General features: G+C 65.4%; 15 protein-coding genes and 1 pseudogene. 9 read left to right on the forward strand and 7 right to left on the reverse strand.

The genetic code is table 11. From position 1 onward, the window contains the following. Positions 1 to 92: 92 nt before the first annotated feature. Positions 93 to 233, reverse strand: a pseudogene (locus tag BR00_RS00435) (YjbQ family protein); the annotation flags it as partial. 148 nt (positions 234 to 381) lie between these two features. On the opposite strand from BR00_RS00435, the gene BR00_RS00440 reads away from it, so the two are divergent. After that, positions 382 to 2,541: a malate synthase G gene (locus BR00_RS00440; protein ID WP_496475658.1), complete on the forward strand. Its 2,160-nt coding sequence runs from the start codon at positions 382 to 384 to the stop codon at positions 2,539 to 2,541. Positions 2,542 to 2,554: 13 nt separating this feature from the next. On the opposite strand, the gene BR00_RS00445 is transcribed toward BR00_RS00440, so the two are convergent. Both BR00_RS00445 and BR00_RS00450 read right to left on the reverse strand, forming a co-directional pair. After that, the gene (locus tag BR00_RS00445) at positions 2,555 to 3,316 is read right to left on the reverse strand and encodes a class I fructose-bisphosphate aldolase (protein WP_496475659.1); all 762 of its coding nucleotides are present in this window, start codon (positions 3,314 to 3,316) and stop codon (positions 2,555 to 2,557) included. A 10-nt stretch (positions 3,317 to 3,326) separates the two neighbouring features. Further along, positions 3,327 to 4,535: an RsmB/NOP family class I SAM-dependent RNA methyltransferase gene (locus tag BR00_RS00450; protein WP_496475660.1), complete on the reverse strand. Its 1,209-nt coding sequence runs from the start codon at positions 4,533 to 4,535 to the stop codon at positions 3,327 to 3,329. Between the two features lie 37 nt (positions 4,536 to 4,572). On the opposite strand from BR00_RS00450, the gene BR00_RS00455 reads away from it, so the two are divergent. From BR00_RS00455 to BR00_RS00465, 3 genes are read left to right on the forward strand one after another with little or no spacing between them, the layout of a single operon-like run. Beyond that, complete coding sequence (locus tag BR00_RS00455) at positions 4,573 to 5,502, forward strand: RluA family pseudouridine synthase (RefSeq protein ID WP_496475661.1); 930 nt, start codon at positions 4,573 to 4,575, stop codon at positions 5,500 to 5,502. Continuing rightward, positions 5,466 to 6,947 (forward strand): ArnT family glycosyltransferase, encoded by a 1,482-nt coding sequence (locus tag BR00_RS00460; protein WP_496475662.1) that lies wholly within the window; start codon positions 5,466 to 5,468, stop codon positions 6,945 to 6,947. The genes BR00_RS00455 and BR00_RS00460 overlap by 37 nt, the downstream gene beginning before the upstream one ends. A gap of 16 nt (positions 6,948 to 6,963) precedes the next feature. Further along, entirely contained in the window at positions 6,964 to 8,139 is a 1,176-nt protein-coding gene (locus BR00_RS00465) for a class I SAM-dependent rRNA methyltransferase (protein WP_496475663.1), read from the forward strand. A gap of 17 nt (positions 8,140 to 8,156) precedes the next feature. Here the strand turns inward: BR00_RS00465 and BR00_RS00470 are convergent, their stop codons facing one another. After that, positions 8,157 to 10,973: an insulinase family protein gene (locus tag BR00_RS00470; RefSeq protein ID WP_496475664.1), complete on the reverse strand. Its 2,817-nt coding sequence runs from the start codon at positions 10,971 to 10,973 to the stop codon at positions 8,157 to 8,159. Positions 10,974 to 11,179: 206 nt separating this feature from the next. Between BR00_RS00470 and BR00_RS00475 the strand changes: the two genes are divergently transcribed. Next, on the forward strand, positions 11,180 to 11,791 hold the full coding sequence (locus BR00_RS00475; protein WP_496475665.1) for a nitroreductase family protein: 612 nt from the start codon (positions 11,180 to 11,182) through the stop codon (positions 11,789 to 11,791). A 68-nt stretch (positions 11,792 to 11,859) separates the two neighbouring features. On the opposite strand, the gene BR00_RS00480 is transcribed toward BR00_RS00475, so the two are convergent. The 3 genes from BR00_RS00480 to BR00_RS00490 form a co-directional block, all read right to left on the reverse strand. Then, positions 11,860 to 12,624, reverse strand: coding sequence for a tRNA threonylcarbamoyladenosine dehydratase (locus BR00_RS00480; protein ID WP_496475666.1), 765 nt, complete (start codon positions 12,622 to 12,624; stop codon positions 11,860 to 11,862). Further along, positions 12,621 to 13,508: a TatD family hydrolase gene (locus tag BR00_RS00485; protein WP_496475667.1), complete on the reverse strand. Its 888-nt coding sequence runs from the start codon at positions 13,506 to 13,508 to the stop codon at positions 12,621 to 12,623. The genes BR00_RS00480 and BR00_RS00485 overlap by 4 nt, the downstream gene beginning before the upstream one ends. A 160-nt stretch (positions 13,509 to 13,668) precedes the next feature. After that, positions 13,669 to 14,715, reverse strand: a complete 1,047-nt coding sequence (locus tag BR00_RS00490) for an adenine nucleotide alpha hydrolase family protein (protein WP_496475668.1) — start codon at positions 14,713 to 14,715, stop codon at positions 13,669 to 13,671. 177 nt (positions 14,716 to 14,892) lie between these two features. Between BR00_RS00490 and recA the strand changes: the two genes are divergently transcribed. From recA to gltA, 4 genes are read left to right on the forward strand one after another with little or no spacing between them, the layout of a single operon-like run. Next, complete coding sequence (gene recA, locus BR00_RS00495; RefSeq protein ID WP_496475669.1) at positions 14,893 to 15,954, forward strand: recombinase RecA; 1,062 nt, start codon at positions 14,893 to 14,895, stop codon at positions 15,952 to 15,954. A 3-nt stretch (positions 15,955 to 15,957) separates the two neighbouring features. Next, on the forward strand, positions 15,958 to 18,594 hold the full coding sequence (gene alaS / locus BR00_RS00500; protein WP_496475670.1) for an alanine--tRNA ligase: 2,637 nt from the start codon (positions 15,958 to 15,960) through the stop codon (positions 18,592 to 18,594). Further along, positions 18,591 to 19,424, forward strand: a complete 834-nt coding sequence (locus tag BR00_RS00505; protein ID WP_496475671.1) for a sulfide/dihydroorotate dehydrogenase-like FAD/NAD-binding protein — start codon at positions 18,591 to 18,593, stop codon at positions 19,422 to 19,424. The genes alaS and BR00_RS00505 overlap by 4 nt, the downstream gene beginning before the upstream one ends. Then, entirely contained in the window at positions 19,417 to 20,829 is a 1,413-nt protein-coding gene (gltA, locus tag BR00_RS00510) for an NADPH-dependent glutamate synthase (RefSeq protein WP_496475672.1), read from the forward strand. Before BR00_RS00505 ends, gltA begins: the two co-directional genes overlap by 8 nt. Positions 20,830 to 20,831 lie beyond the last annotated feature (2 nt).

Below are 20,831 nucleotides of genomic sequence, written 5' to 3' on the forward strand. Positions count from 1 at the left end.
CCTCTGCCTTCATGAATACGTCACCCCGTGTCTTCATGGGATGACATTTCTATTGTCCCAGCCAGGGGTGACAATATCATTGTCCGGTAACACGTGATGTGCATGGCGTTGACGAGGACGAGTCCTTCCGCAATGCCACTTTCTTGCAGACAGGCTTCGACGTCTTGAGTGATGTTGATGAACGCCCGGCGCGTGGGCACATGAAACCAGAGTTCTTTGCGGTAGCTGCGCATCACTGCCTCCTTGGGTTTCCTTCTCTCTGGAAGATGGCTTTTGTCCAGGGGCGGGTCACCAATGGCTGCGGATGGCCGGTGTCCTTGAACATGCGCTTTCTTCCTCATATTGGTAGGACCAATTTGAACCGTAACCCAGGAGAAAGCCATGCGTACGGTGTCTGTCGGTGCGCTGCGTATCGCCCAACCCCTGTATGATTTCATTGAGCATCACGCGCTGCCGGGAACAGGGATCTCCGCGGCGCATTTTTGGACCGCGCTGGAGGCGGTCTTGCGGGAGCTTACGCCACGCAACCGCGAACTGCTCGCCACACGAAGCAGGCTCCAACGCCAGATCGACGCCTGGCACCAAAAGCATTTGGGCCGGCCCCACGACGCGGCGGCGTACCGGGGGTTTCTCGAAGCCATCGGCTACATCGTTCCCGAAGGAGAGCCCTTCACCATCACCATCTCCGCCGTGGACCCGGAGATCGCCACCATCGCCGGCCCGCAGCTCGTGGTGCCTGCCACCAATGCGCGGTACGCCTTGAATGCCCTCAATGCCCGTTGGGGCAGCCTCTATGACGCCCTCTATGGCACGGACGTGATCCCTGAAGAAGACGGGGCGCAGCGCACACCCGCCTACAACCCGGTGCGTGGGGCCAAGGTCATGGCTTTTGCCGCGGCCTTTTTGGATACCGCCCTGCCCCTGGTGGGGGCCTCCCACGCTGAGGTCACGCAGTACCGCGTCCAGGAGCGTGACGGCCGGTTCACATTGGAGGTCGAAACCGCCCATGGCCCAACCGTCTTGGCGGACCCGGCGGCCTTTGTGGGCTTTGCCCCCGGGGTCTTGCTGTTTGTCCATCATGGCCTGCACGTGGAGTTGCATATCGACCGCTCGCACCCCATCGGCGCGGCGCATCCTGCAGGCGTGAAGGACGTAGTGCTCGAGGCCGCGGTCACCACCATCGTGGACTTTGAAGACTCCATCGCCGCAGTGGACGGCGAAGACAAGGCCCTGGCCTACAGCCATTGGCTGGGCCTGGTGCGCGGTGATTTGGAAGCCTCTTTTGTCAAAGGGGGAAAGGTCATGGTGCGGCGGCCGAATCCTGACCGTACGTATACGGCGGTGGATGGATCGCCCTTGACTGTGCCGGGCCGCAGCCTGCTTTTGGTGCGCAATGTGGGGCATCTCATGACCACGGACGCCGTGCTTGTGGACGGAGAAGAGGTCTTTGAAGGGATCCTCGATGCCATGGTCACGGGGCTGATCGCCATCCACGATCAAAAAGGCCTCGGCCGATTTCGGAACAGCCGCACAGGGAGCGTCTACGTGGTCAAGCCCAAGATGCACGGTCCCGAAGAAGTGGCCTTTGCCTGCGAACTGTTTGCGAAGGTGGAAGACGCCTTGGGGTTTCCGCCCCGGACCATGAAGATCGGCGTCATGGACGAGGAGCGGCGCACTTCCGTCAACCTCAAGGAATGTATCCGCGCTGCCAAGGATCGCATCATCTTCATCAATACCGGATTTTTGGACCGCACGGGCGATGAGATCCACACCAGCATGGAGGCCGGCCCCATGGTGCCCAAGGCGGCCATGAAGAACCAGCGCTGGATGCTGGCCTACGAGGACAGGAATGTGGATGTCGGCCTTGCCTGCGGTTTTTCCGGCAAGGCGCAGATCGGCAAGGGCATGTGGGCCATGCCGGATCGGATGCGCCAGATGGTGGAGAGCAAAAAGGCCCATCCCTGGGCAGGGGCCAATTGCGCCTGGGTGCCTTCCCCCACCGCCGCCACCCTGCATGCCATGCACTACCACGAGGTGGACGTCTTTGCCCGCCAGGCCGCGCTTTCCGGTACGAGCAGGGCCAGTTTGGACGACCTGTTGACCCTGCCCCTTTTGGACCATGCGCTCACCTCCGAGGAGATCCAGCGCGAGCTGGACAACAATTGCCAAGGCATCCTCGGCTACGTGGTGCGCTGGATCGATCAGGGGATCGGCTGCTCCAAGGTGCCGGACATCACGGACACCGGCCTCATGGAAGACCGGGCGACGCTGCGCATCTCCAGCCAGTACGTGGCCAATTGGCTCCGCCATGGTCTGTGCACCCCAGAGCAAGTGCTGGCCACCTTGGAGCGCATGGCCGCGGTGGTGGACCGCCAAAATCAGGATGATCCCAACTACCGGCCCATGGGCCCGGACTTTGCCGCCAGTATTGCCTTTCAGGCGGCAAGAGACTTGATTTTCGAGGGAAGGTTCCAGCCCAACGGCTATACGGAGCCTATTTTACACGCCAAAAGGAAGGCGCGCAAAGGGATGATTGCATAAACCGGACGCCGTATCATTCTTCGTGGTGCACGAGGCGGCAGATCTCGTGGAGCATCTTGAAGGGGTCCTCGCTTTGGAAGACGTTTCTTCCCACGCACACACCGGCGATACCGGTATCCAGGGCTTCTTCCAGGGTACGCAGAAAGCCGCGGGCGTCGCTGTTCTTGGGGCCGCCGCTGATGACCACCGGCACCGGGCAGGCGGCAACGGCGCGACGAAAGCTTGGATGATGGCCGCTGTAGGCCACCTTGATGATGTCGGCCCCCATTTCGGCCCCAAGGCGGATGCAATGCGCCACCAGGCTGGGATCGGTTTCGTTGACGATCTGTCCGCCCCGGGCGTAGATCATGGCCAGGACCGGCACTCCCAGGCTGTGGGCCTCGTCGATGACGGCGCCGAGGTCGGCGAGCATGCGTTCTTCCATGTCGTTGCCGATGTGTGCCTGGACGGAAACCATGTCCGCCCCCAGGCGCAAGGCCTCGGCCACGGATCCGACGATGGTGCGCGCATACGGGGGGATCCCGTGGCGGGTGCCGGCGGAGAGGTGGACGATCAGGTTTTGGGACAGGCCGATGGCGGACAGGTGGCTCATGGCCATGCCTTTGTGGAGGACGATACCTTGCACCGGCGTTTGCGCCAGACCTTCCACGAGGCTGCCCACATCATCGAGCCCCGGGAGCATGCCTTCGGACATGCCGTGATCCAAGGGCACGATGACCGTGCGCTTGGAGCCAGGATGAAACAGACGCCCGGTCTTGCGAAAGACACCGATCACAGTCTCCTCCTTAGCGGTTGATCCACATGAGGCGGCCAGCGCGCCGCGTCGCCCATCCGACGAACACCTGGTGGAAGAAGATTTTGACCCGGCCGTCGTTACCGGTGTCGCGGAAGCTTTCTCCCGCAAGCAGTCGGGAAAGAATGCGCGGATCGTCCACTTCCCACAAGGGTGCCTGAACGAGGCTTTCCAGTCGGCGGCACCCCAAATTCCAAGCGATATTTTTCCCGTGGCGTCCTATTTCCAACCCTCGCCACGCAATATCCGCAGAAAGGAGCAGGGCGAGCTTGGGAGCCAAGTCCCAGACCTTGTGTCGAGGCACCAGGGTAAAGGCGTCCCAGCACGTTGCGGCATCGGGAAAAGCAGCATTTACCGGGCGCCCACCTTGCTCGGGACTCGTCCAGGCAGGGGAGGGCGGCCCGTTTTTCCGCAACATGGCCACGAAGAAGCCTTGGCCGCGGCGATCTACCACCCGCAGGCATCCCGGCTGGGTGGGCTCCAGGGCAATGCCTTGGAGCGTGGGCGGGGTTTGCGGCCTCAGGCCCAAGGCGTCTTCGGCCCAAGAGATCTGGGCTTCGTTTTCCCGGGTATTGGTGGTGCAGGTGGAGTAGACGAGGAGTCCGCCTGGGGCGAGGATTTCCGCGGCCCGGGCAAGGAGGGCGCGCTGTAGGGACTCCAGGGTCTGGGTTTTTTCCTCCCGCCACAGACGCAGCACTTCCGGGTGCTTGTGGGCCGTGCCCCAGCCGCTGCAGGGAGCGTCCACCAGGATGCGGGGAAACCCCTGTGCGGACGGAAGCCGGGGAAAGCGGGCGAAAGAGGTGGTGACCACCTCCACGGCCCCGATCTGGCGCATATTGGCCCGCAGGGTCGCAAGGCGGCGGGGGCTTGGCTCATTGGCCATCACCATGCCCTTCAAGCCTACGGCCTCGGCGAGCATACCGGTCTTGCTGCCCGGACTGGCGCACAGATCCAGCACGACGTCCCCGGGGTGGGGGGCGAGCACCAGGGGCGGCACCATGGACGAGATGTCCTGGATGTAGATGAGGCCCAAGCGCGCGGCCAGGCTGCGGCCCAAGGCAAAGGGTTCCTCGTGGAGGATGCGGGCCTTGGGGTGCAGGGCAAGGGGGGCGAAATCAAAGCCTTCGGCTCGAAGCAGGGCTTCGATGCCGGGGACTTCGTGTTCCTGGCCGGTGATGCGAAAGGTGCGTGTGGGTTTCATGTTTGACACGCTGGGCTCTAGTCTTCATGGACACGCCGTGTCAAAGCGCGAATCAGACCAACATCAAGGCGTACGGCATCTGCAGGTGCCGTCGCAGCACGACGGGCGCAAGCTCTTTTCTTTCGTGCGCGCCGTCCTTGGCCCGTTGCCCCAAAGCCTGCTGCTGCGCCTGGTGCGCACCGGTCAGATCCGGGTGGATGGTCGGCGCGTGACGCCTTTTTGCCGCGTGGCGGCAGGGCAGGTGGTGCGCATCCCGCCTTTGCGCCATCTGGAGGAAAGGCCGACGGTGTGTCCATCCTCGTCCCCTGAACTCCACGTGGTGTATGTGGATGCGGATGTGGTGGTGGTGGACAAACCTTCAGGCCTTCCCGTGCACCCGGGAAGCGGCTGGCAGGACGCCCTCAGCGTGCGGTTGGCCGCCCGTTTTCCGGAATTCGCCCCCATCCCCGTGCACCGCTTGGACCGTGACACTTCGGGCCTGGTGCTGTGCGCCCGCAACCACCCCACCTTGCGTCGTCTTCACGCTGCGTGGTCTTCGGTGCGTAAAGGGTACCTCTGTTGGGTGGAGGGAGCGTGGCGGCTGGGGGAGACGCTCTTGACCATGGCCCTGGCCAAAAGCGGTGCGCCGGGTCGGCAAAGGGTCCATGTAGGCGTGGGAAAATCTGCCCGCACCCATGTGGTCCCCTTGGTGGTCCGCCAGGAGCAGAGCCTCTTGGGCGTGCTTCTCGGCACCGGCCGCACCCACCAGATCCGCGCCCACCTGGCCCATGTGGGCCATCCCATCGTGGGAGACGGCAAATACGGCCATCCCGGGCCGCGGCTCATGCTTCACGCCACGGTGCTCCACGCTGCCCCATGGCAATGGCGTGTGCTGCCGACCTGGCCTCTTCCTTTCACCTTGACTTCGGAACACCTCCGTATGGTTGACGCATGGACCGAGCGCATTCTCACCGGCTTTCCTGGATGATTCTTGCAGGACTCACCCTGGTCCGCCTGGCATTCATCCTCACTCCCACCATCGACCTTGCCCCGGACGAGGCCCAGTATTGGGATTGGAGCCGGACATTCCAGATTTCCTACTACTCCAAGCCGCCGCTCATTGCCTGGTGGAATGCCCTGTGGACAACGATATTCGGTCCGACAGTCTTTGGAGTGCGCATCGGTGCGGTGATCGGCTCGGTGCTTTTGCAGGGTGTTTGGTGGTGGTGGGCTGCTCGGGTGTGGCGCCGGCCCGAGGCGGCCCCGTGGGTGCTTCTCATCCTCAACACCACGGTATTCTTGAGTGCAGGCGCGGTGCTCATGACCACCGACAACCTGCTGTTGGTGTGCTTCAGCGCGGCCGTGGTTCTGCTGCATCGCTTTCTCCAGACTGGCCGGGGGAGCATGCTTCTGGCCATGGCTTTGGCTTTGGGGGTGCTTGCCAAATACACCATGCTCGCCTTCGTCCCCACGGCCCTGCTGGCTGCATGGCTTTGGGAGCGGCGCTTTGGACTTGCCGCCGGACTTTGGCCGCGGCTGATTTTGGCCCTGGCGCTGGGCGCCGTGGTCGGCCTTTTCCCGGTGCTCCTGTGGAATGCCTTGCATGATTGGGTGGGTATTAAACACGTGCTCTACCGGGGCGCGGTCATGGGGACCAAGGCCTCCCGATGGCTGCGGTTGAGCTCTCCGCCGGAGTTTCTGGCAAGCCAAGTGGCCTTGCTCACCCCGTGGTGGGCGTATTTTCTGGTGCGTGGTCTGCGCCGCACGGCGGATCTTGATCCACAGATCGCCCTTTTGGGCCGGGTGTTTTTTTGGCCGATCTTTGGCTTCTTTTTCCTGTGGAGCTTTCACACCAAGATCGAGGCCAATTGGGCGGTGAGCGCGTATGTGGGCGGGCTCATGCTGGTGGCGGATAGCTTTCGTCGCTTCGCCCAGGAGTCTTGGCACGCGGCGCGGCGGGTGGCCGTTTTGGGCGTGGTGGTGGCGGCGATCGTATATCTGCAGGCCGTGCTCCCCGTGCCGGGGCCGCTTCTTGCCCGCGTCATCGGCTGGCGGGATCTGGGCGAGGAAGTGGGGCGCATCATGGAGACCCTCGATGGGCCGGCCTTTGCCTTTGCCGAGGAATACGGCGTCACGGCGGAGCTTTCCTTTTACACCCCGGGCCAAAAACGCGCCTACTGCATCGATACCGGCCGCAAGCGCAATCAGTACGATCTGTGGCCTGGACCGGGACCAGAGTTCCGCCACGCGGTGTTCGTCATGCGCGGAGTGGAGACAGCGGCCCCGCCCGAAGTCCAGGCCCTTTTTGCCACCGTGGGCCCGCCCCAGGTGCTCACCACCCGGCGCCTCTGGGTGCAGGGCCAGACCTTCACCGTGTTTGTGTGCCAGGGATTTCGCGGGACCTGGCCCAAGACCCAGTCCACGACTTTTTGACCCGAAGGAGTTCGCCATGCCGCTCATCCTCGCCCCAGGCCGGGAGAAGTCTCTGCGCCGCCGCCATCCCTGGATTTTTGCCGGCGCCGTTGCCCGCAACACACCGACCTTTGCTCCGGGTGCGGTGATGGACGTCTGTGACGCGCAAGGGGCGTGGCTTGCCCGGGCGGGCGTGAGCCCTGCCTCGCAGATCCGCGCCCGGGTGTGGACTTTTGACCCGGACGAGCCGGTGGACGCCGCCTTTTTCCTGCGCCGCCTGCACGCCGCGGTGGCCCGGCGGCGGCGCTTGCCGGATTTCACCGCATCCACGGGCTGGCGCATGGTGTTCGCCGAGTCCGACGGGTTGCCTGGGCTTGTGGTGGACGTCTACGGCGCGGTGGTGGTCTTCCAGATTGTGACCGCGGGCATGGAGGCGTGGCGGGAGGCTGTGGTGGCCGCCATGCAGGCGGTGTTTCCTGATGAGGTCCTGGTGGAGCGTTCGGACGCTGCGGTGCGGGGAAAAGAGGGCCTTGGCCCCCGGGGCCAGGTGGTGCGCGGAAGCCTTCCCGAGCGGGTCTTCTTCGAGGAGCACGGCATTCGTATGGAAGTGGACGTGCTCCACGGCCACAAGACCGGCATGTACCTCGACCAGCGGGACAACCGCCAGGCCGTGCGCCGTGCTGCCAGTGGCGCGCGGGTGCTCAATTGCTTCTGTTATACCGGCGGGTTCGGCTTGGCGGCCCTGGCGGGCGGGGCCGCGCACGTGACCCAGGTGGATGTGTCCGCGCCGGCCTTGGCCCTCGCCAAGGGCCATGCCGAGGCCCATGGGTGGGCCGCCAAGGTGGAGCACGTGGAAGCCGATGTGTTCGCCTTCCTGCGCGCCCAGGTCCAGGCCGGCGCGCGCTACGACCTCATCGTCCTCGATCCACCCAAGTTTATCGAGGCCAAGGCCGCTATCCCCCGGGGCTGCCGCGGCTACAAAGACATCAACTATTGGGCCCTGCGTCTGCTTGCGCCGGGGGGCCAGCTCTTCACCTTTTCCTGTTCCGGGCTCTTGGAAGAAAGCCTGTTCCAGAAGGTGGTGGCCGACGCCGCCCTGGACGCCGGGGTGGAGGCGCGCATCCTCGCCCGCCTCACCCAGGCCGCGGATCACCCGGTCCTGACGAGCTTTCCCGAGGCCGCCTATCTCAAGGGACTCCATCTCATGGTGTAATACCGCTGCACGGGCCGTCACCACAGCGGACTGATGCGCATGGTGGGGAGGTGACCGGATGCGGCGCTGGCGTCCGGCAGCGCCGCGGGATTCGGTGCATCCGGGTGCCTCGTCCCGCTCATCTCCACGGCAAGTCGCATTCCCGTGCCGCGACGGACCGCAGTCTCCCAAAACTCCAGCAGGTCCTTTTCCGTGAGGAAAAGCAGCGCGGCGCGCAGCTGCTCCTTGCCGTTCCAGGCGGCGTTTCCCAAAAAGAGATCCCGCAGCAACCACCCCAGTTCCTCGCCCAAGGTTTGCGGCGGGGCGCTGAGGGAGTCGACAAGCCCTTGGCGCACCGTGGCAAAGGCCCCGGCCACCTCGGAAAAAGGCAGCGCCTGCGCAAAGGCTTGGATGCGCTGGGCAAGTTGCCGCGCTCCGGCTGCCGGGCTTTGCACCCCAAAGCCGATGCCCGCGGCATACCCCGTCTGCACCGGAAAAGCGGCCACGATGTAGCCGAGCTGCTCTTCGGTGCGCAGCTCATGGTAGAAGCGGGCGGAGACGAGTTCCGCGGCGACCATGCTTCGCGCCCGCGTCGCCGCCGAAGTCTCTGGAGCAAAGAAGGTGAGCACCGCGGCACTGTCTTCCAGGGGGACGAAGCGCTGGATGGCAAGGGCCGTTTCCTTTTGGGGAAGGGCGCGCACCAGCGGTGTGGGGGCCGCGTCCCGGAAACCCACCACATGGGCGACGCTGTCGGCCACAGCTTGGGCCTCGGTGCGGGAGAGATTGCCCACGACGAGCAGCTGGAAGGCTGCCCGGGTGAGCATGTGGGTACGCCATGCCTCCAGGTCCGCAGGCGTGAGCTTTTGGGTCGCTTCGAGCACGGCCTCATGGGAAAAGGTTTGGGCACGCAGGGTGGCATACACTTGTTCCATGGCCTGGCCAAAGACCCCGCGGCTCTTTTCGCCGCGCAGGCTCCGGACCCGTTCGGCCCTGGCTTGGGCAAAACGCGTGGCGGACACTGGTGTCTTGAGGAAACCGAGCGCGGCGGTGAGGAGCTCCGGGGCGTGTTCTTGGAAGCCTTCCACCTGGACGGTGAGGCCTTCGGCGTCGGCGTCCACCTGGAGGTCGAGTCCGGCTTCCTGGGCCATGAAGCGCAGGCCCGCCTGCTGCTGCCGCCAGGCTTCCGCCCACAGGGCCGCCAGGGCGGCGTCGCGCACGTTTGTGTCGCGGTGCGGTGCGGTGGCGCGCAGCACCATGGCCACCTTGGGTTGGTGGATGAAGCGTGAGGGCGTCCACCAGGCGTGGATACCCCGGGCGGCGTAGACCAGTTCCGGATGGGTTTGGGGAGCGTGTGGGCGCAGCGCAAGATCCGTGGGTACGAAGGGGTTCGGCTGGGGAAGGGTTCCGCTGTCCGGCGCTGCCGCAAGGATATCGGCGGCGATGGGCTGCACCGCGTAGGGAGTGCCGTAGAAATAGGCCGTGCGGTCCGTGGCTGCGGTGGGGTCTACGGAGAAGATACGGGCGTGCTCTGGGGTCAGGGCGTGCACGATGGTCTGCACCCGGTCCCAATCCAGGGCGTCCATGCGGTAGGGGCCGAAGAGCACGTCCTCCACGGGGTAGCGGAGCATGCGGCCTGCCAGGTCCGCCGCCAGGTCAAAACCCCGGCCCGGCGGGTCGTAGCGGAAATGGAGCGCAGCCAACTGGCGCTGCTGGGCGAAGTATTTCTCCCATTGGTCTTGAGAGGCTCGGGCCAGGCGCTGGAAGAAGTGGAAGCAGCGTGCGGCCACGGCTTGGCGCAGGCGTGCCCCCTGGTCGGTGAGCTGGATGGTGACCGACAGGATGGCGGCTTTTCCCAGACTTTCGGTATCCACCCCGGCAGAGAGGGACAAGGCCAGGCCCTGGTGGCGCAGTTCTTCCACCAGGCTCCCCGGGGTCTCGGCGCCGATGACCCCGGCCACCAGCTCCAGGGGTTGGGTGCGGCGGTCATCCAGATTTTTCGGGAGCACGAAGTCCAGGCGCAGAAGCTGCATAGGCCGCACGGGCCGCATGTTCACCCACACGCCGGTCTCCTGAGGCGTGACCGCCGGGGTGGTGATGACCGGCGGGGTTTGGGCGCGTACCGGGAGCTTTTTTAGGGTTTGGCGGGCAATGGCCTCGAGCTGGTCCAGAGACTGGGGACCAGTGAGGACGACGCGCAGAAGGGGCGCCGAATACCAGGTGGCGTGAAAGCGGGTCAGGGCCTCGTGGAGCCGGGATCCGGGTTTGTCCGCCAGGGTCTCCAGATTGCCGCCGGTAAATTGCGTGGCCGGGTGCTCGGGGTTGAGGGTGGAGAAGGTGAGCATGACAAGTCGTCGGCCGTCGTCGAATTTTTTCGACTCCATTTCCGCGTGCACCGCGTGGCGTTCTTTGTCCACGTATGCGGGGTCCAAAAGCGGATGCGCCAGGGTGTCGGCCAGGCGGGCGAGTCCTTCGGCCAGGGCCTCGGGGGCGGCCTCGAACACGTAGACCGTGGATCCGTAGGCGGTCATGGCGTTGGTCTGGCCGCCGTTCGCCTCCACAAAGGCCTGAAAGGCGCCGGGCTCGGGAAAGTGGCGGGAGCCCAGAAAGAGCATGTGTTCCAGGAAATGGGCCAATCCTTGCTGGGAGGCGGGGTCGTGGAGGCTTCCCACCGGGAGGGCCACGGCGGCTGCGGCCTTGGTGGCGCTGGGGTCGTGCACCAAAAGGACCTGGGTCCCTTGCGGCAGGGTGATGGCGCGAAAAAGACGGGGGTCATCCGGCGCGGTGATCACGGCCTGGGCTGTGGTTGCCCAGAAGAGCAGCATCAGCACGAAAGAAAAGGCACGGCGCAAGTCCATGGAGTACTCCTTGATTGGGGTGGGACGAGAACGTGCATAGTGCCCACGCGCAGTCCGTCAAGGTCGAGACAGCGCCGCGCTGTCTTGAGGTGTCGTCGGTGCCCAAGGCAGCGTTCTGGTTTTTCCCGCGCAGCTCGTTGACAAAAACATGCGTGCGGCTACGGTGGGGGAACATCGAACAACCTCAAACCGCACGGAGTCAACCGATGTACCCTTCTGCGTATACGCCGGACTTCAGCAAGCGTGACCCCTTTCCTGGGGTGGACCCCATGTTTCCTGGCCGCTGGTCTCCGCGGTCGTTCGTGAAGACCACCATTGCCGAGGAGGACCTGACCCGCATCCTTGACGCCGCCCGCTTTGCGCCGTCGGCCTACAACGAGCAGCCGTGGCGTTTCGTGACCTCCACCCCGGAGACCTTCGACACCTTCCTCGGCCTGTTGGTGGAGGCCAACCAGAAATGGGCCAAGAACGCCGCAGTCCTTGGCTTCATCGTGGCCAAGCGTCATTTCACCCACAACGACAAACCCAATGACTGGGCGGTGTTCGATTGCGGCTCGGCCTGGATGTCCCTGACGCTGCAGGCGCGGCGCCTGGGGCTCTACACCCATGGCATGGCGGGGATCAAAAAGGACGAGATCTATTCCACCTTGGGCATCGACCGCGAGCGCTTCGAGGTCGTGGCCGGCTTTGCCATCGGCGTGCTGGACGTCAGGGAAAAGCTGCCCAAGCCGTACGTGGATTGGGAGATTCCCTCAGGGCGCAAGCCCTTGGCGGAGCTTTGGTTCCAAGGGGTGTGGTCGCAGGATGCGGCAAAGTAGCGCCTGGGCGCGAGGGGTTTTGCGCGCAGCGCGCGGCCGGGTGCCGCGCGTTGTCTTTTCAGAGGGGCTTATTTTCGGGGAGGGAAGACCTCCGGCACGAGGATGCGAATCACCTCGGCCGCAGCCATGAGCCCGAAAATTCCTGTGAGATACGAGATGGATCCCAAAGGTTCCCGGGGTCGGCCGCAGACCCCCTGCTCCGCGGTCTCGCCCAAAAGCGGGGGGTTGGTGTTTTGGGGCGGCTCCAGGGAAAAGACGCAGCGCACGCCGCTGGCGATCCCTAAGCGGCGCAGGCGTTTGCGCAGCACCTGGGCCAAGGGGCACACCCGGGTACGGGCGAGGTCCGCGGTGGTGATTTGGGAAGGATCCACCTTGGCCGCGGCCCCCATGCTGGAAACCACGGGGATGCCGGCGTGCACCGCGGCGGCAATGAGGTGGACCTTGGCGTTGACCCCGTCGATGGCGTCCACCAGGGCGTCCCAGGTGGGATCGAGCAGCCGGGCCACCTCCTGCGGGGCGACGAACTCCTGGCGCGCCACGACCCGGCAATGGGGGTTGATGTCGAGCACGCGCCGCCGGGCCACCTCCGCCTTGGGCTGGCCGAGGGTGGAGGCGAGGGCGAAGAGCTGACGGTTGCGGTTGCTCTCGCCCACCACGTCGTGATCGAAGAGATGGAGCTCGCCGATGCCGGCGCGGGCCAGGGCCTCGGTGGCGTAGGACCCGACGGCGCCAAGGCCCACCACCGCCACGCGGGCGCGGGTCAGGCGCTCCATGGCGCTGGGGCCTATGAGCTGCAGCGTGCGGGCAAAGGGTGCAAGGGGCGTGGAATTCATGCTGCGGACCTCGTGATATCGAAGAAATCCAAGGCCGTGGCCGTGACGGCCCGGGCCAGTTCCGCCGGGTCCTCCCCGCGGAGCCGGGCCAGTTCCTGGACGATCATCGGCAGATAGGCGGGTTCGTTGCGCTCGTAGGGCACCCCTGCCGGGGCGATGGCCGGGCTGTCGGTCTCCACCAGGAGGCGCTCTTTGGAGATGCGCTGTGCCGCGGTGCGGGTCTTCCGGTTCTTGGGCCAGGTGACGGACCCGGCCACCGAGAGGTACAATCCAAGCTTTTCGAACACCGGCACCATTTCGTGGGAGCCGCAGTAGGCGTGGAGCATCATGCGCCGCGGCCGCTGGGAAAGCGATGCCATAAGCTCCACCAAGCGGCCGAAGGCCTTGCGGCAATGGATGGATACCGGCCGGTCGTAGCGGGCGGCGAGCTCCATTTGCGCGAGAAACACCTCCTCCTGGAGGCCGTCGTTGCGCTCCTCCACCTGGCGGTCCAGGCCGATCTCACCCACGGCCACCGGATAGGCGGCCACCAAGGCCTCCAGGCGGGCAAGCCAGCCGGTACTGCATTGGGCCACGAACCAGGGATGCACGCCCAGACTCGGGATGACCTCGGGGTATGTTTCCGCCAGGCCAAGGATGAGGTCCCAATCGCCTTCGTGGTCGCTATTGCACACCAGGCGGCGCACCCCTGCGGCGCGGGCGCGGGCAATGACTTGAGGGATATCGGCGCGCAAGTGGCCGTCTTGAAGGTGGCAATGGGCGTCCACCAGCGGGGGAATTTCTTGACGCAGGGCCCATCCGTCCCCATGGGAAGAAGCAACCAAGGAGCAAGACATGGGAGAACTCGTCACATTGGTGGTGCTGGTGGTGGTTTGGGTGCTCATTGCCCGTTTCGTCCTGCCCAAGATCGGTATGGGCTGAGGCCCGGCTTCGTCCAGCTGCCGGTGGCAGCCACCGAAGAAGTCGCGGCGGAAGTCGTAAACCCAAAAACCCCGTATCATGTATGGCCAGCGCGTCGCGCCTCCGCCGAGGCCGGCGCGTTGGCTATTTGGGGGAACTCTCTTGCATCCACTGGGCCTTGGCCTCGCGGATGCATTCCCAGGAGGGCGGCTCGGCGAAGCAACAGGCCGGAAGAACCTCCACGGTGCTTCGGTTGCCGCCGTCGTCGATACGCACCCGCACCGGCGCGTCTGCGGTCCGGGCTTTGGGGGCGAAGTGGGCCAAGGTCGCTGCGGCCTGCTGCACGGTGGCGACGTCCCACACGGCCCCGGGAAGCGGCCGCGCGATGCCCGTGGGTCCAGGGAGCTGATCCAGTTGCAGCATAAGGTCTCCAGGGCGACGGAGCGAGCGCAGCACCTGGCCGTCGCGTTCGTTTCGGGCAAGCACCAACCAGTGGCGGCCATGCCAGAGCTGCCGTCCCACATTGGCGAGGTGAAAATCCTCGGCCCGCAGCGCGGAGAACTGCAGAAGCGGCCAGTAGCGCCGGGCGGATTCCTTTTCCGTGAGCCGGCACCCACCCCCTTGGGCCGGGATGCGGGAGATCCCCATGACCCGGGCCAGCTCCAATTGGGGCTTGCGGCCGCGGCCATGCATGGCGCCCAGGCGTTCACGGTCCACCAGGCCGGACTCCTCCATGGGCGTGGGCGGCAGGTGTTTGGCGCACAAAGGGCGCAGCAAGAGGTCGCGCACGCCGGCATCGTTGCGGATGGCGTTCAGGGTGTCTTCACGCTGGGACATGGGGCGCTGGCCGAGCACTTCGCCGGAGATGAGAAATTGCGCCCCGTAGTGGGAGAGCAGCGCGCGGGCGTGGCGCAGCATGAGGATCTTGCAGTCCACACAGGGGTTGAGGGTCTTGCCGAGGCCGTGGGCGGGCCTGGCGCTGAGCATGTCCACGAAGGCCTGCCCGATGTCCATCACCTCGAGGGTGACGCCGTAGTCGCGCTCCCAGGCGGCCACGGCCTGGGGTTTGCCAAAAAACGGAGACACGAAATGGAGCCCCAAGACCGAAAGGCCTTGGGCCATCACCATGCGGGTGGCGAGGATGCTGTCCAGCCCGCCGGAAAAGAGCGAAAGGGCATGATAGGTTGGCATGGAGTGCGGCTACCCAGAGGTTGTGGATTTTGGCAAGGTCAAAATCGGACTTTTGGAATCAGCTAAAAAAATAAATAATTTTAAAGTATTATTGTGTTTTATGACATTTGCCCTTTGCAGGGGCTTGGGCTATCAAACCCTTTTCTCATGACGTACCGAATTTTTGTGGAGGAAACCATGGCCCGACCCCCCAAGCTGTCTGCGGAAGACGCCCGGCGCGAAGCCTTGGCCACGGCCTTGGCCACTATCGAGCGGCGCTATGGCCAAGGCTCGGTCATGCGCCTTTCGGAAGAGAGCCACCAACCCATCGCGGTGATCCCTACAGGCTCCATTGCCTTGGACTTGGCCTTGGGGGTGGGCGGTATCCCCAAGGGCCGGGTGACGGAGATCTACGGTCCCGAGTCCTCGGGCAAGACCACCTTGGCGCTGCATGTCATTGCGCAGGCGCAGCGTCAGGGGGGCATCGCGGCCTTCATCGATGCCGAGCACGCCCTGGACGTCAACTACGCGCGGCGCCTGGGGGTGCGCACCGATGACCTGCTCATCTCCCAGCCGGACTATGGCGAGCAGGCCCTGGAGATTGCCGACATGTTGGTGCGCTCCGGTGCGGTGGACGTGGTGGTCGTGGACTCGGTGGCGGCCCTCATCCCCCAGGCCGAGCTCGAAGGCACCATGGGCGAATCCCAGGTGGGCGGTCAGGCCCGGCTCATGTCGCATGCCATGCGCAAGCTTACGGGTACTATCCACAAGTCGCGCACGGCGCTCATCTTCATCAACCAGCTGCGCATGAAGATCGGCGTCACCGGGTATGGCAGCCCGGAAACCACCACCGGCGGCAATGCCCTCAAGTTTTATGCCTCGGTGCGGCTGGACGTGCGCCGCGTCCAGACACTCAAGGATAAAGAGGAGTCCTACGGCAACCGGGTGCGGGTGAAGGTGGCCAAGAACAAGGTGGCCCCGCCCTTCCGCGAGGCGGAGTTCGATATCCTGTATGGCACTGGCGTCTCTCACGAAGGCGAGCTCATCGACCTGGGGGTGGAGCACGGCATTATCGACAAAAGTGGGGCGTGGTACGCTTTTGGCTCCGAGCGCCTGGGCCAGGGTAAGGAGAATGTCCGCGCCTTGCTCGCGGAAAACGAAGACCTGCGCACCCAAATCCATCATGCCCTGCTTTCGCGCTTGGGCTTGCCACTGCCGGAGGTGGCCGAGCCCCAGCCGGAAGAGGAAGAATCGAGGTAGCTTGTGTTCACATCAAAGGATATTCGTCAGAAATTTTTGGATTTTTTTGCCCGACACGGCCATAGTGTGGAGCCGAGCTCTTCGCTCGTCCCTCAGGACGACCCCACGCTGCTCTTCACCAACGCCGGCATGGTGCAGTTCAAGAAGGTGTTTTTGGGTTTGGAGAAACGCCCCTATACTCGGGCTACGACGTCCCAGAAGTGTCTGCGGGTGGGCGGCAAGCACAATGATTTGGAAAACGTCGGCCGCACCGCCCGGCACCACACTTTTTTCGAGATGCTCGGCAACTTCAGCTTCGGCGACTATTTCAAGCGCGAGGCCATTGCCATGGCCTGGAGCTTTGTCACCGAGGAGCTGGGGTTGGACAAAGACCGGCTCTACATCACCGTGTTTCGCGATGACGACGAGGCCGCGGCCCTGTGGCAGGAGGTGGCCGGGGTGCCGGCAGAGCGCATCTACCGCCTGGGGGAGAAGGACAACTTCTGGGCCATGGGTGATACCGGTCCGTGCGGCCCGTGCTCGGAGATCCATGTGGATCAGGGCGCGGACATGGCCTGCGGTCCGGACTGCGGCATTGGCCGTTGTGATTGCGACCGCTTTCTCGAGATCTGGAACCTGGTGTTCATGCAGTACGAGCGCAGCGCCGACGGCACACTGACGCCGTTGCCGCGCCCGAGCATCGACACCGGCATGGGCCTGGAGCGCATTGCCGCCGTGTGCCAAGGCAAGCGCTCCAATTTCGATTCCGATCTTTTTCAAGGGCTCATCGGCGCCATGGCCGCCAAGGCGCACGTGGCGTACGGCGCTGCGGAAGACACGGACACGGCCCTGCGCGTCATCGCGGATCATAGTCGCGCCATCGCCTTTCTGCTTGCCGACGGCATGCTGCCTTCCAACGAGGGGCGTGGCTACGTGCTGCGGCGGCTCATTCGCCGGGCCTTCCGTTTCGGGCGGCTGTTGGGCTTTACCGAGCCTTTCCTCCATGCCGCCTGCGCCCAGGTGGTGGAGGAGATGGGCGATGTCTATCCCGAGCTCGTGGCCGCGCGGGATTTTCTCGTGCGCGCCGTACGCCAGGAAGAAGAGCGCTTCGGCCAGACCTTGGACCGGGGGCTCGCCCTCTTGGAAGAGGCCCTGGCCGCGCTTCCTGCCGGCGGTACCTTGTCGGGAGAAGTGGTGTTCAAGCTCTATGACACCTACGGCTTTCCCCTGGATATCGTGAACGACGTGGCGGGCAAAAGCGGGTATGCCGTGGATGAGGCGGGCTTTCAGGCCCTCATGGCGGCCCAGAAGCGCCAGTCCAAGGAGGCCTGGGCCGGCTCCGGGGACAAGGGCCTGGCGCAGCGTTTTGCCGCCCTTACCGCTGCGGGTCTGGAGTCCACCTTCGTGGGCTACGAGGCCTTGAGCGCCCGCAGCCGCGTGACGGCGCTGCTGGACGCGGACGGCGCCCCGTGCACGCGCCTCGCCCAGGGGGAAACCGGCTACGTGGTGACGGCGCGGACCCCCTTCTACGGGGAATCCGGCGGCCAGGTGGGCGACACGGGCCGCGCGGAGACCGTCACCGGCGCCCTGCGGGTGCTGGACGCCCAAAAGCCGAGCCCCGGCCTCATCGTCCACAAGGTGGAGGTGGTCCAGGGCGAGGTCCTGGCGGACCAGGAAATCGCCCTCACCGTGGAAGAGGGGGTGCGCCTGGCCACGGCCCGCAATCACACCTGCACCCATTTGCTCCACGCCGCCCTGCGCCGGGTGCTGGGCGAACACGTCACCCAGGCGGGCTCGTTGGTGACTCCGGAGCGGCTGCGCTTTGACTTCAAGCATTTTGCCCCCCTGACCCCTGAAGAGGCGTCTCGGGTGGAAGATGAGGTGAACCGGGCCATCTTGGCCGATGCGCCGGTGTGCGCCACGGTCATGGCCCAGGAAGAAGCCATGGCTCGGGGCGCCATGGCCTTGTTCGGGGAAAAGTACGGCGCCGAGGTGCGCGTGGTGGAGGTCCCGGGCGAATCCATGGAGCTGTGCGGCGGCACCCACTTGCAGCGTACAGGCCAGGCCGGGTGTTTTTGCATCGTTTCGGAAACCGGCATTGCCGCGGGTGTGCGGCGCATCGAAGCCCTTTCCGGCTGGGGGGCGCTGCGCCATTTGCAGGCCTACCGGAGCGAGGTGGAAGAGGTGGCCGGGCTTCTCAAGGCCGCCCCGGGCGAATTGGGCCGCAAGGTGACGGCCTTGCGCGAGGAGGCCAAGACACTGGAGAAGGAGGTGGCCCGCCTGCGTGCCGAGGCCGCCAAGAGCAGCTGTGCGGACCTCACTCCCGAGGTCGTGGCCGGTGTACCGCTGCTCGCCCGCCAGGTGGCGGCCGCAGACATGGACGCCTTGCGCGAGCTCATGGATGATCTGCGCTCCCGCACTCCAAGCGGAATCTTGGCCTTGGCCGCGGACCTTGGCGGCAAGGCGGCCCTGGTGGTCTCCGTGTCCAAGGACCTCCACGGCCGCTTCACGGCCCCGGCTCTCATCAAGGCCATGGCTGCGGCCGTGGGCGGCGGTGGTGGTGGCCGGCCGGATCTCGCCCAGGCGGGCGGCAGTCGGCCGCAAGGGATCCCGGAGGCCTTGGAGACCCTGCGCCGCATCGTTTCCGGGGAGCAGGCATGACGCGGATCCTGCGGCGTCGCGACATCATCCCAGGGCAGACGGTGGAGATGGTGCTCCATGCCCCGGCCATTGCCGCTGCCGCGCGGCCCGGGCACTTCGTCATCCTGCGCGTGCACCCCATGGGCGAGCGCATCCCGCTCACCATTGCCGATGCTGACGCCGCCGCAGGCACCATCACCATCGTGTTCTTGGTGGTGGGCACCACCACGGCCCGTTTGGCGCAGCTCTCGGAGGGCGAGGACATCCTCGACGTGTGCGGCCCGTTGGGTCAGGCCACGCACCTGACGCGCGTGGGCAAAGTGGTGTGTGTGGGCGGGGGGACCGGCATCGCCGCCATGCATCACATCGCCAAGGGGCACGCCCAGGTGGGCAACCAGGTCACTGCGGTCATCGGCGCGCGCTCGGCGGACCTCCTCCTCTTCGAGGAAGAACTCGGCCGCTTCTGCCATGAGGTGCTGGTGGCCACCAACGACGGATCCCGCGGGGTGCGGGGGCTGGTGACTGACGCCCTGCGGCAGCATTTCGCGGCCCATCCCGATGTGGCCGAGGTGGTGGCGGTGGGACCGGTGCCCATGATGCGCGCCGTGGCCGAACTCACCCGGCCTTTGGGTATCAAGACCGTGGTCAGCCTCAATTCCATCATGGTGGATGGCATGGGCATGTGCGGGGCCTGCCGGGTGCGGGTGGGCGGTGAAATCCGCTTCGCCTGCGTGGACGGGCCGGAATTCGACGGCCATGCCGTGGACTTCGACGAATTGGCGGCCCGGCTCACGGCCTTCGTGTCCCAGGAACGCCAGAGTTTTGGTTGTTTGGGGGCGTGCCATGGGTAGAAGGAAGATCCCTCCGCGCGTCCCCATGCCCATGCAGGCCCCTGTGGTGCGGCGGGGCAATTTCCATGAGGTGGCCTTGGGCTATACCCGCGAACAGGCCATGGCCGAGGCCAGCCGTTGTTTGCAGTGCAAAAAGCCCACCTGCCAGTCGGGATGCCCGGTGGAGGTGGATTGCAAGGGCTTTATCGCCCATCTTGCCCAGGGCGACGTGGAAGGCGCCTTTGCCGTCATCCGGCACACCAACAGCCTGCCTGCGGTGTGCGGTCGGGTATGCCCGCAGGAGAAGCAATGCGAGCGGGCGTGCAAACTCGCCCCCACGGGCGAGCCCATCGCCATTGGTCGGCTGGAGCGCTTTGTGGCCGACGCCTACTACACCTCGGATGCCTGCGCCTCGGCCATCGCCGCGGCGAGCCAGTGTCGCATGCCCCAGGGGGATGTCCGGGTGGCGTGTGTGGGATCCGGGCCCAGCAGCCTCACGGCGGCGGGGCTGCTCGCTGCCTTGGGGGCGCAGGTGACGGTGTTCGAGGGGTTGCATGAGATCGGCGGGGTCTTGGTGTACGGGATCCCGGAGTTTCGGCTGCCCAAGCGTATCGTGGCCACGGAGGTGGAACATTTGCGCCGCCTGGGTGTGGAGTTCCGCACCAATTGGGTGGTGGGCCAGACCATCGGTTTGCGTGCGCTCTTGGAGCAGGGGTTCCAGGCGGTCTTTGTGGGAACCGGCGCCGGACTACCCCGGTTCCCTGGCATCCCCGGAGAGAGTCTGCTTGGGGTGTACAGCGCCAACGAGTACCTCACCCGGGTCAATCTCATGCGTGCGTATGAGTTTCCCCGAGCCGACACTCCCTTGCCCCAGGGACAGCGGGTGACGGTCGTCGGCGGAGGCAACGTGGCCATGGACGCGGCCCGCACTGCCCTGCGTCTGGGCGCCGAGGCGGTCACCATCGTCTACCGCCGCACTCAGGCCGAGATGCCCTGCCGCCGCGAAGAGTTGGAGCATGCCGTGGAGGAAGGAGTGCGGGTGCGTGAACTCGTGGCGCCGGTGGCCTTCGAGGGCGATGGTAATGGCCGGCTTTCGGGCCTGCGGGTGGAGCACATGGTGCTGGGCGAGCCGGACGATTCGGGCCGGCGTCGGCCTGTGTCTGCGGGCACCACAGAGGTGCTTCCCACGGATCTGTGCATCATCGGTATCGGCACCGGGCCCAACCCGGTGCTTCTGCGCGCCACGCCGGAGTTGGCGTGCAACCGCTGGGGGTACATCGTGACCGATCCGGAAACCGGAGAGACCTCCATCCCTATGGTCTTTGCCGGCGGTGATATCGTCACCGGTGCGGCCACCGTGGTCTTGGCCATGGGCGCGGGGCGGCGGGCGGCGCAGGAAATCGCGCGGCGTTTGGGGCTCGTATGACG

The organism is Thermodesulfomicrobium thermophilum DSM 16697 (assembly GCF_059568695.1).

Excerpts from the sequence above, each read along its gene's own strand:
- BR00_RS00440 (WP_496475658.1), top strand. The coding sequence starts at position 382 with ATGCGTACGGTGTCTGTCGGTGCGCTGCGTATCGCCCAACCCCTGTAT.
- BR00_RS00450 (WP_496475660.1), bottom strand. The coding sequence starts at position 4,535 with ATGAAACCCACACGCACCTTTCGCATCACCGGCCAGGAACACGAAGTC.
- BR00_RS00460 (WP_496475662.1), top strand. The coding sequence starts at position 5,466 with ATGGACCGAGCGCATTCTCACCGGCTTTCCTGGATGATTCTTGCAGGA.
- BR00_RS00465 (WP_496475663.1), top strand. The coding sequence starts at position 6,964 with ATGCCGCTCATCCTCGCCCCAGGCCGGGAGAAGTCTCTGCGCCGCCGC.
- BR00_RS00470 (WP_496475664.1), bottom strand. The coding sequence starts at position 10,973 with ATGGACTTGCGCCGTGCCTTTTCTTTCGTGCTGATGCTGCTCTTCTGG.
- BR00_RS00475 (WP_496475665.1), top strand. The coding sequence starts at position 11,180 with ATGTACCCTTCTGCGTATACGCCGGACTTCAGCAAGCGTGACCCCTTT.
- BR00_RS00480 (WP_496475666.1), bottom strand. The coding sequence starts at position 12,624 with ATGAATTCCACGCCCCTTGCACCCTTTGCCCGCACGCTGCAGCTCATA.
- BR00_RS00485 (WP_496475667.1), bottom strand. The coding sequence starts at position 13,508 with ATGAGCACCCAAACCACCACCAGCACCACCAATGTGACGAGTTCTCCC.
- BR00_RS00490 (WP_496475668.1), bottom strand. The coding sequence starts at position 14,715 with ATGCCAACCTATCATGCCCTTTCGCTCTTTTCCGGCGGGCTGGACAGC.
- recA (WP_496475669.1), top strand. The coding sequence starts at position 14,893 with ATGGCCCGACCCCCCAAGCTGTCTGCGGAAGACGCCCGGCGCGAAGCC.
- BR00_RS00505 (WP_496475671.1), top strand. The coding sequence starts at position 18,591 with ATGACGCGGATCCTGCGGCGTCGCGACATCATCCCAGGGCAGACGGTG.
- gltA (WP_496475672.1), top strand. The coding sequence starts at position 19,417 with ATGGGTAGAAGGAAGATCCCTCCGCGCGTCCCCATGCCCATGCAGGCC.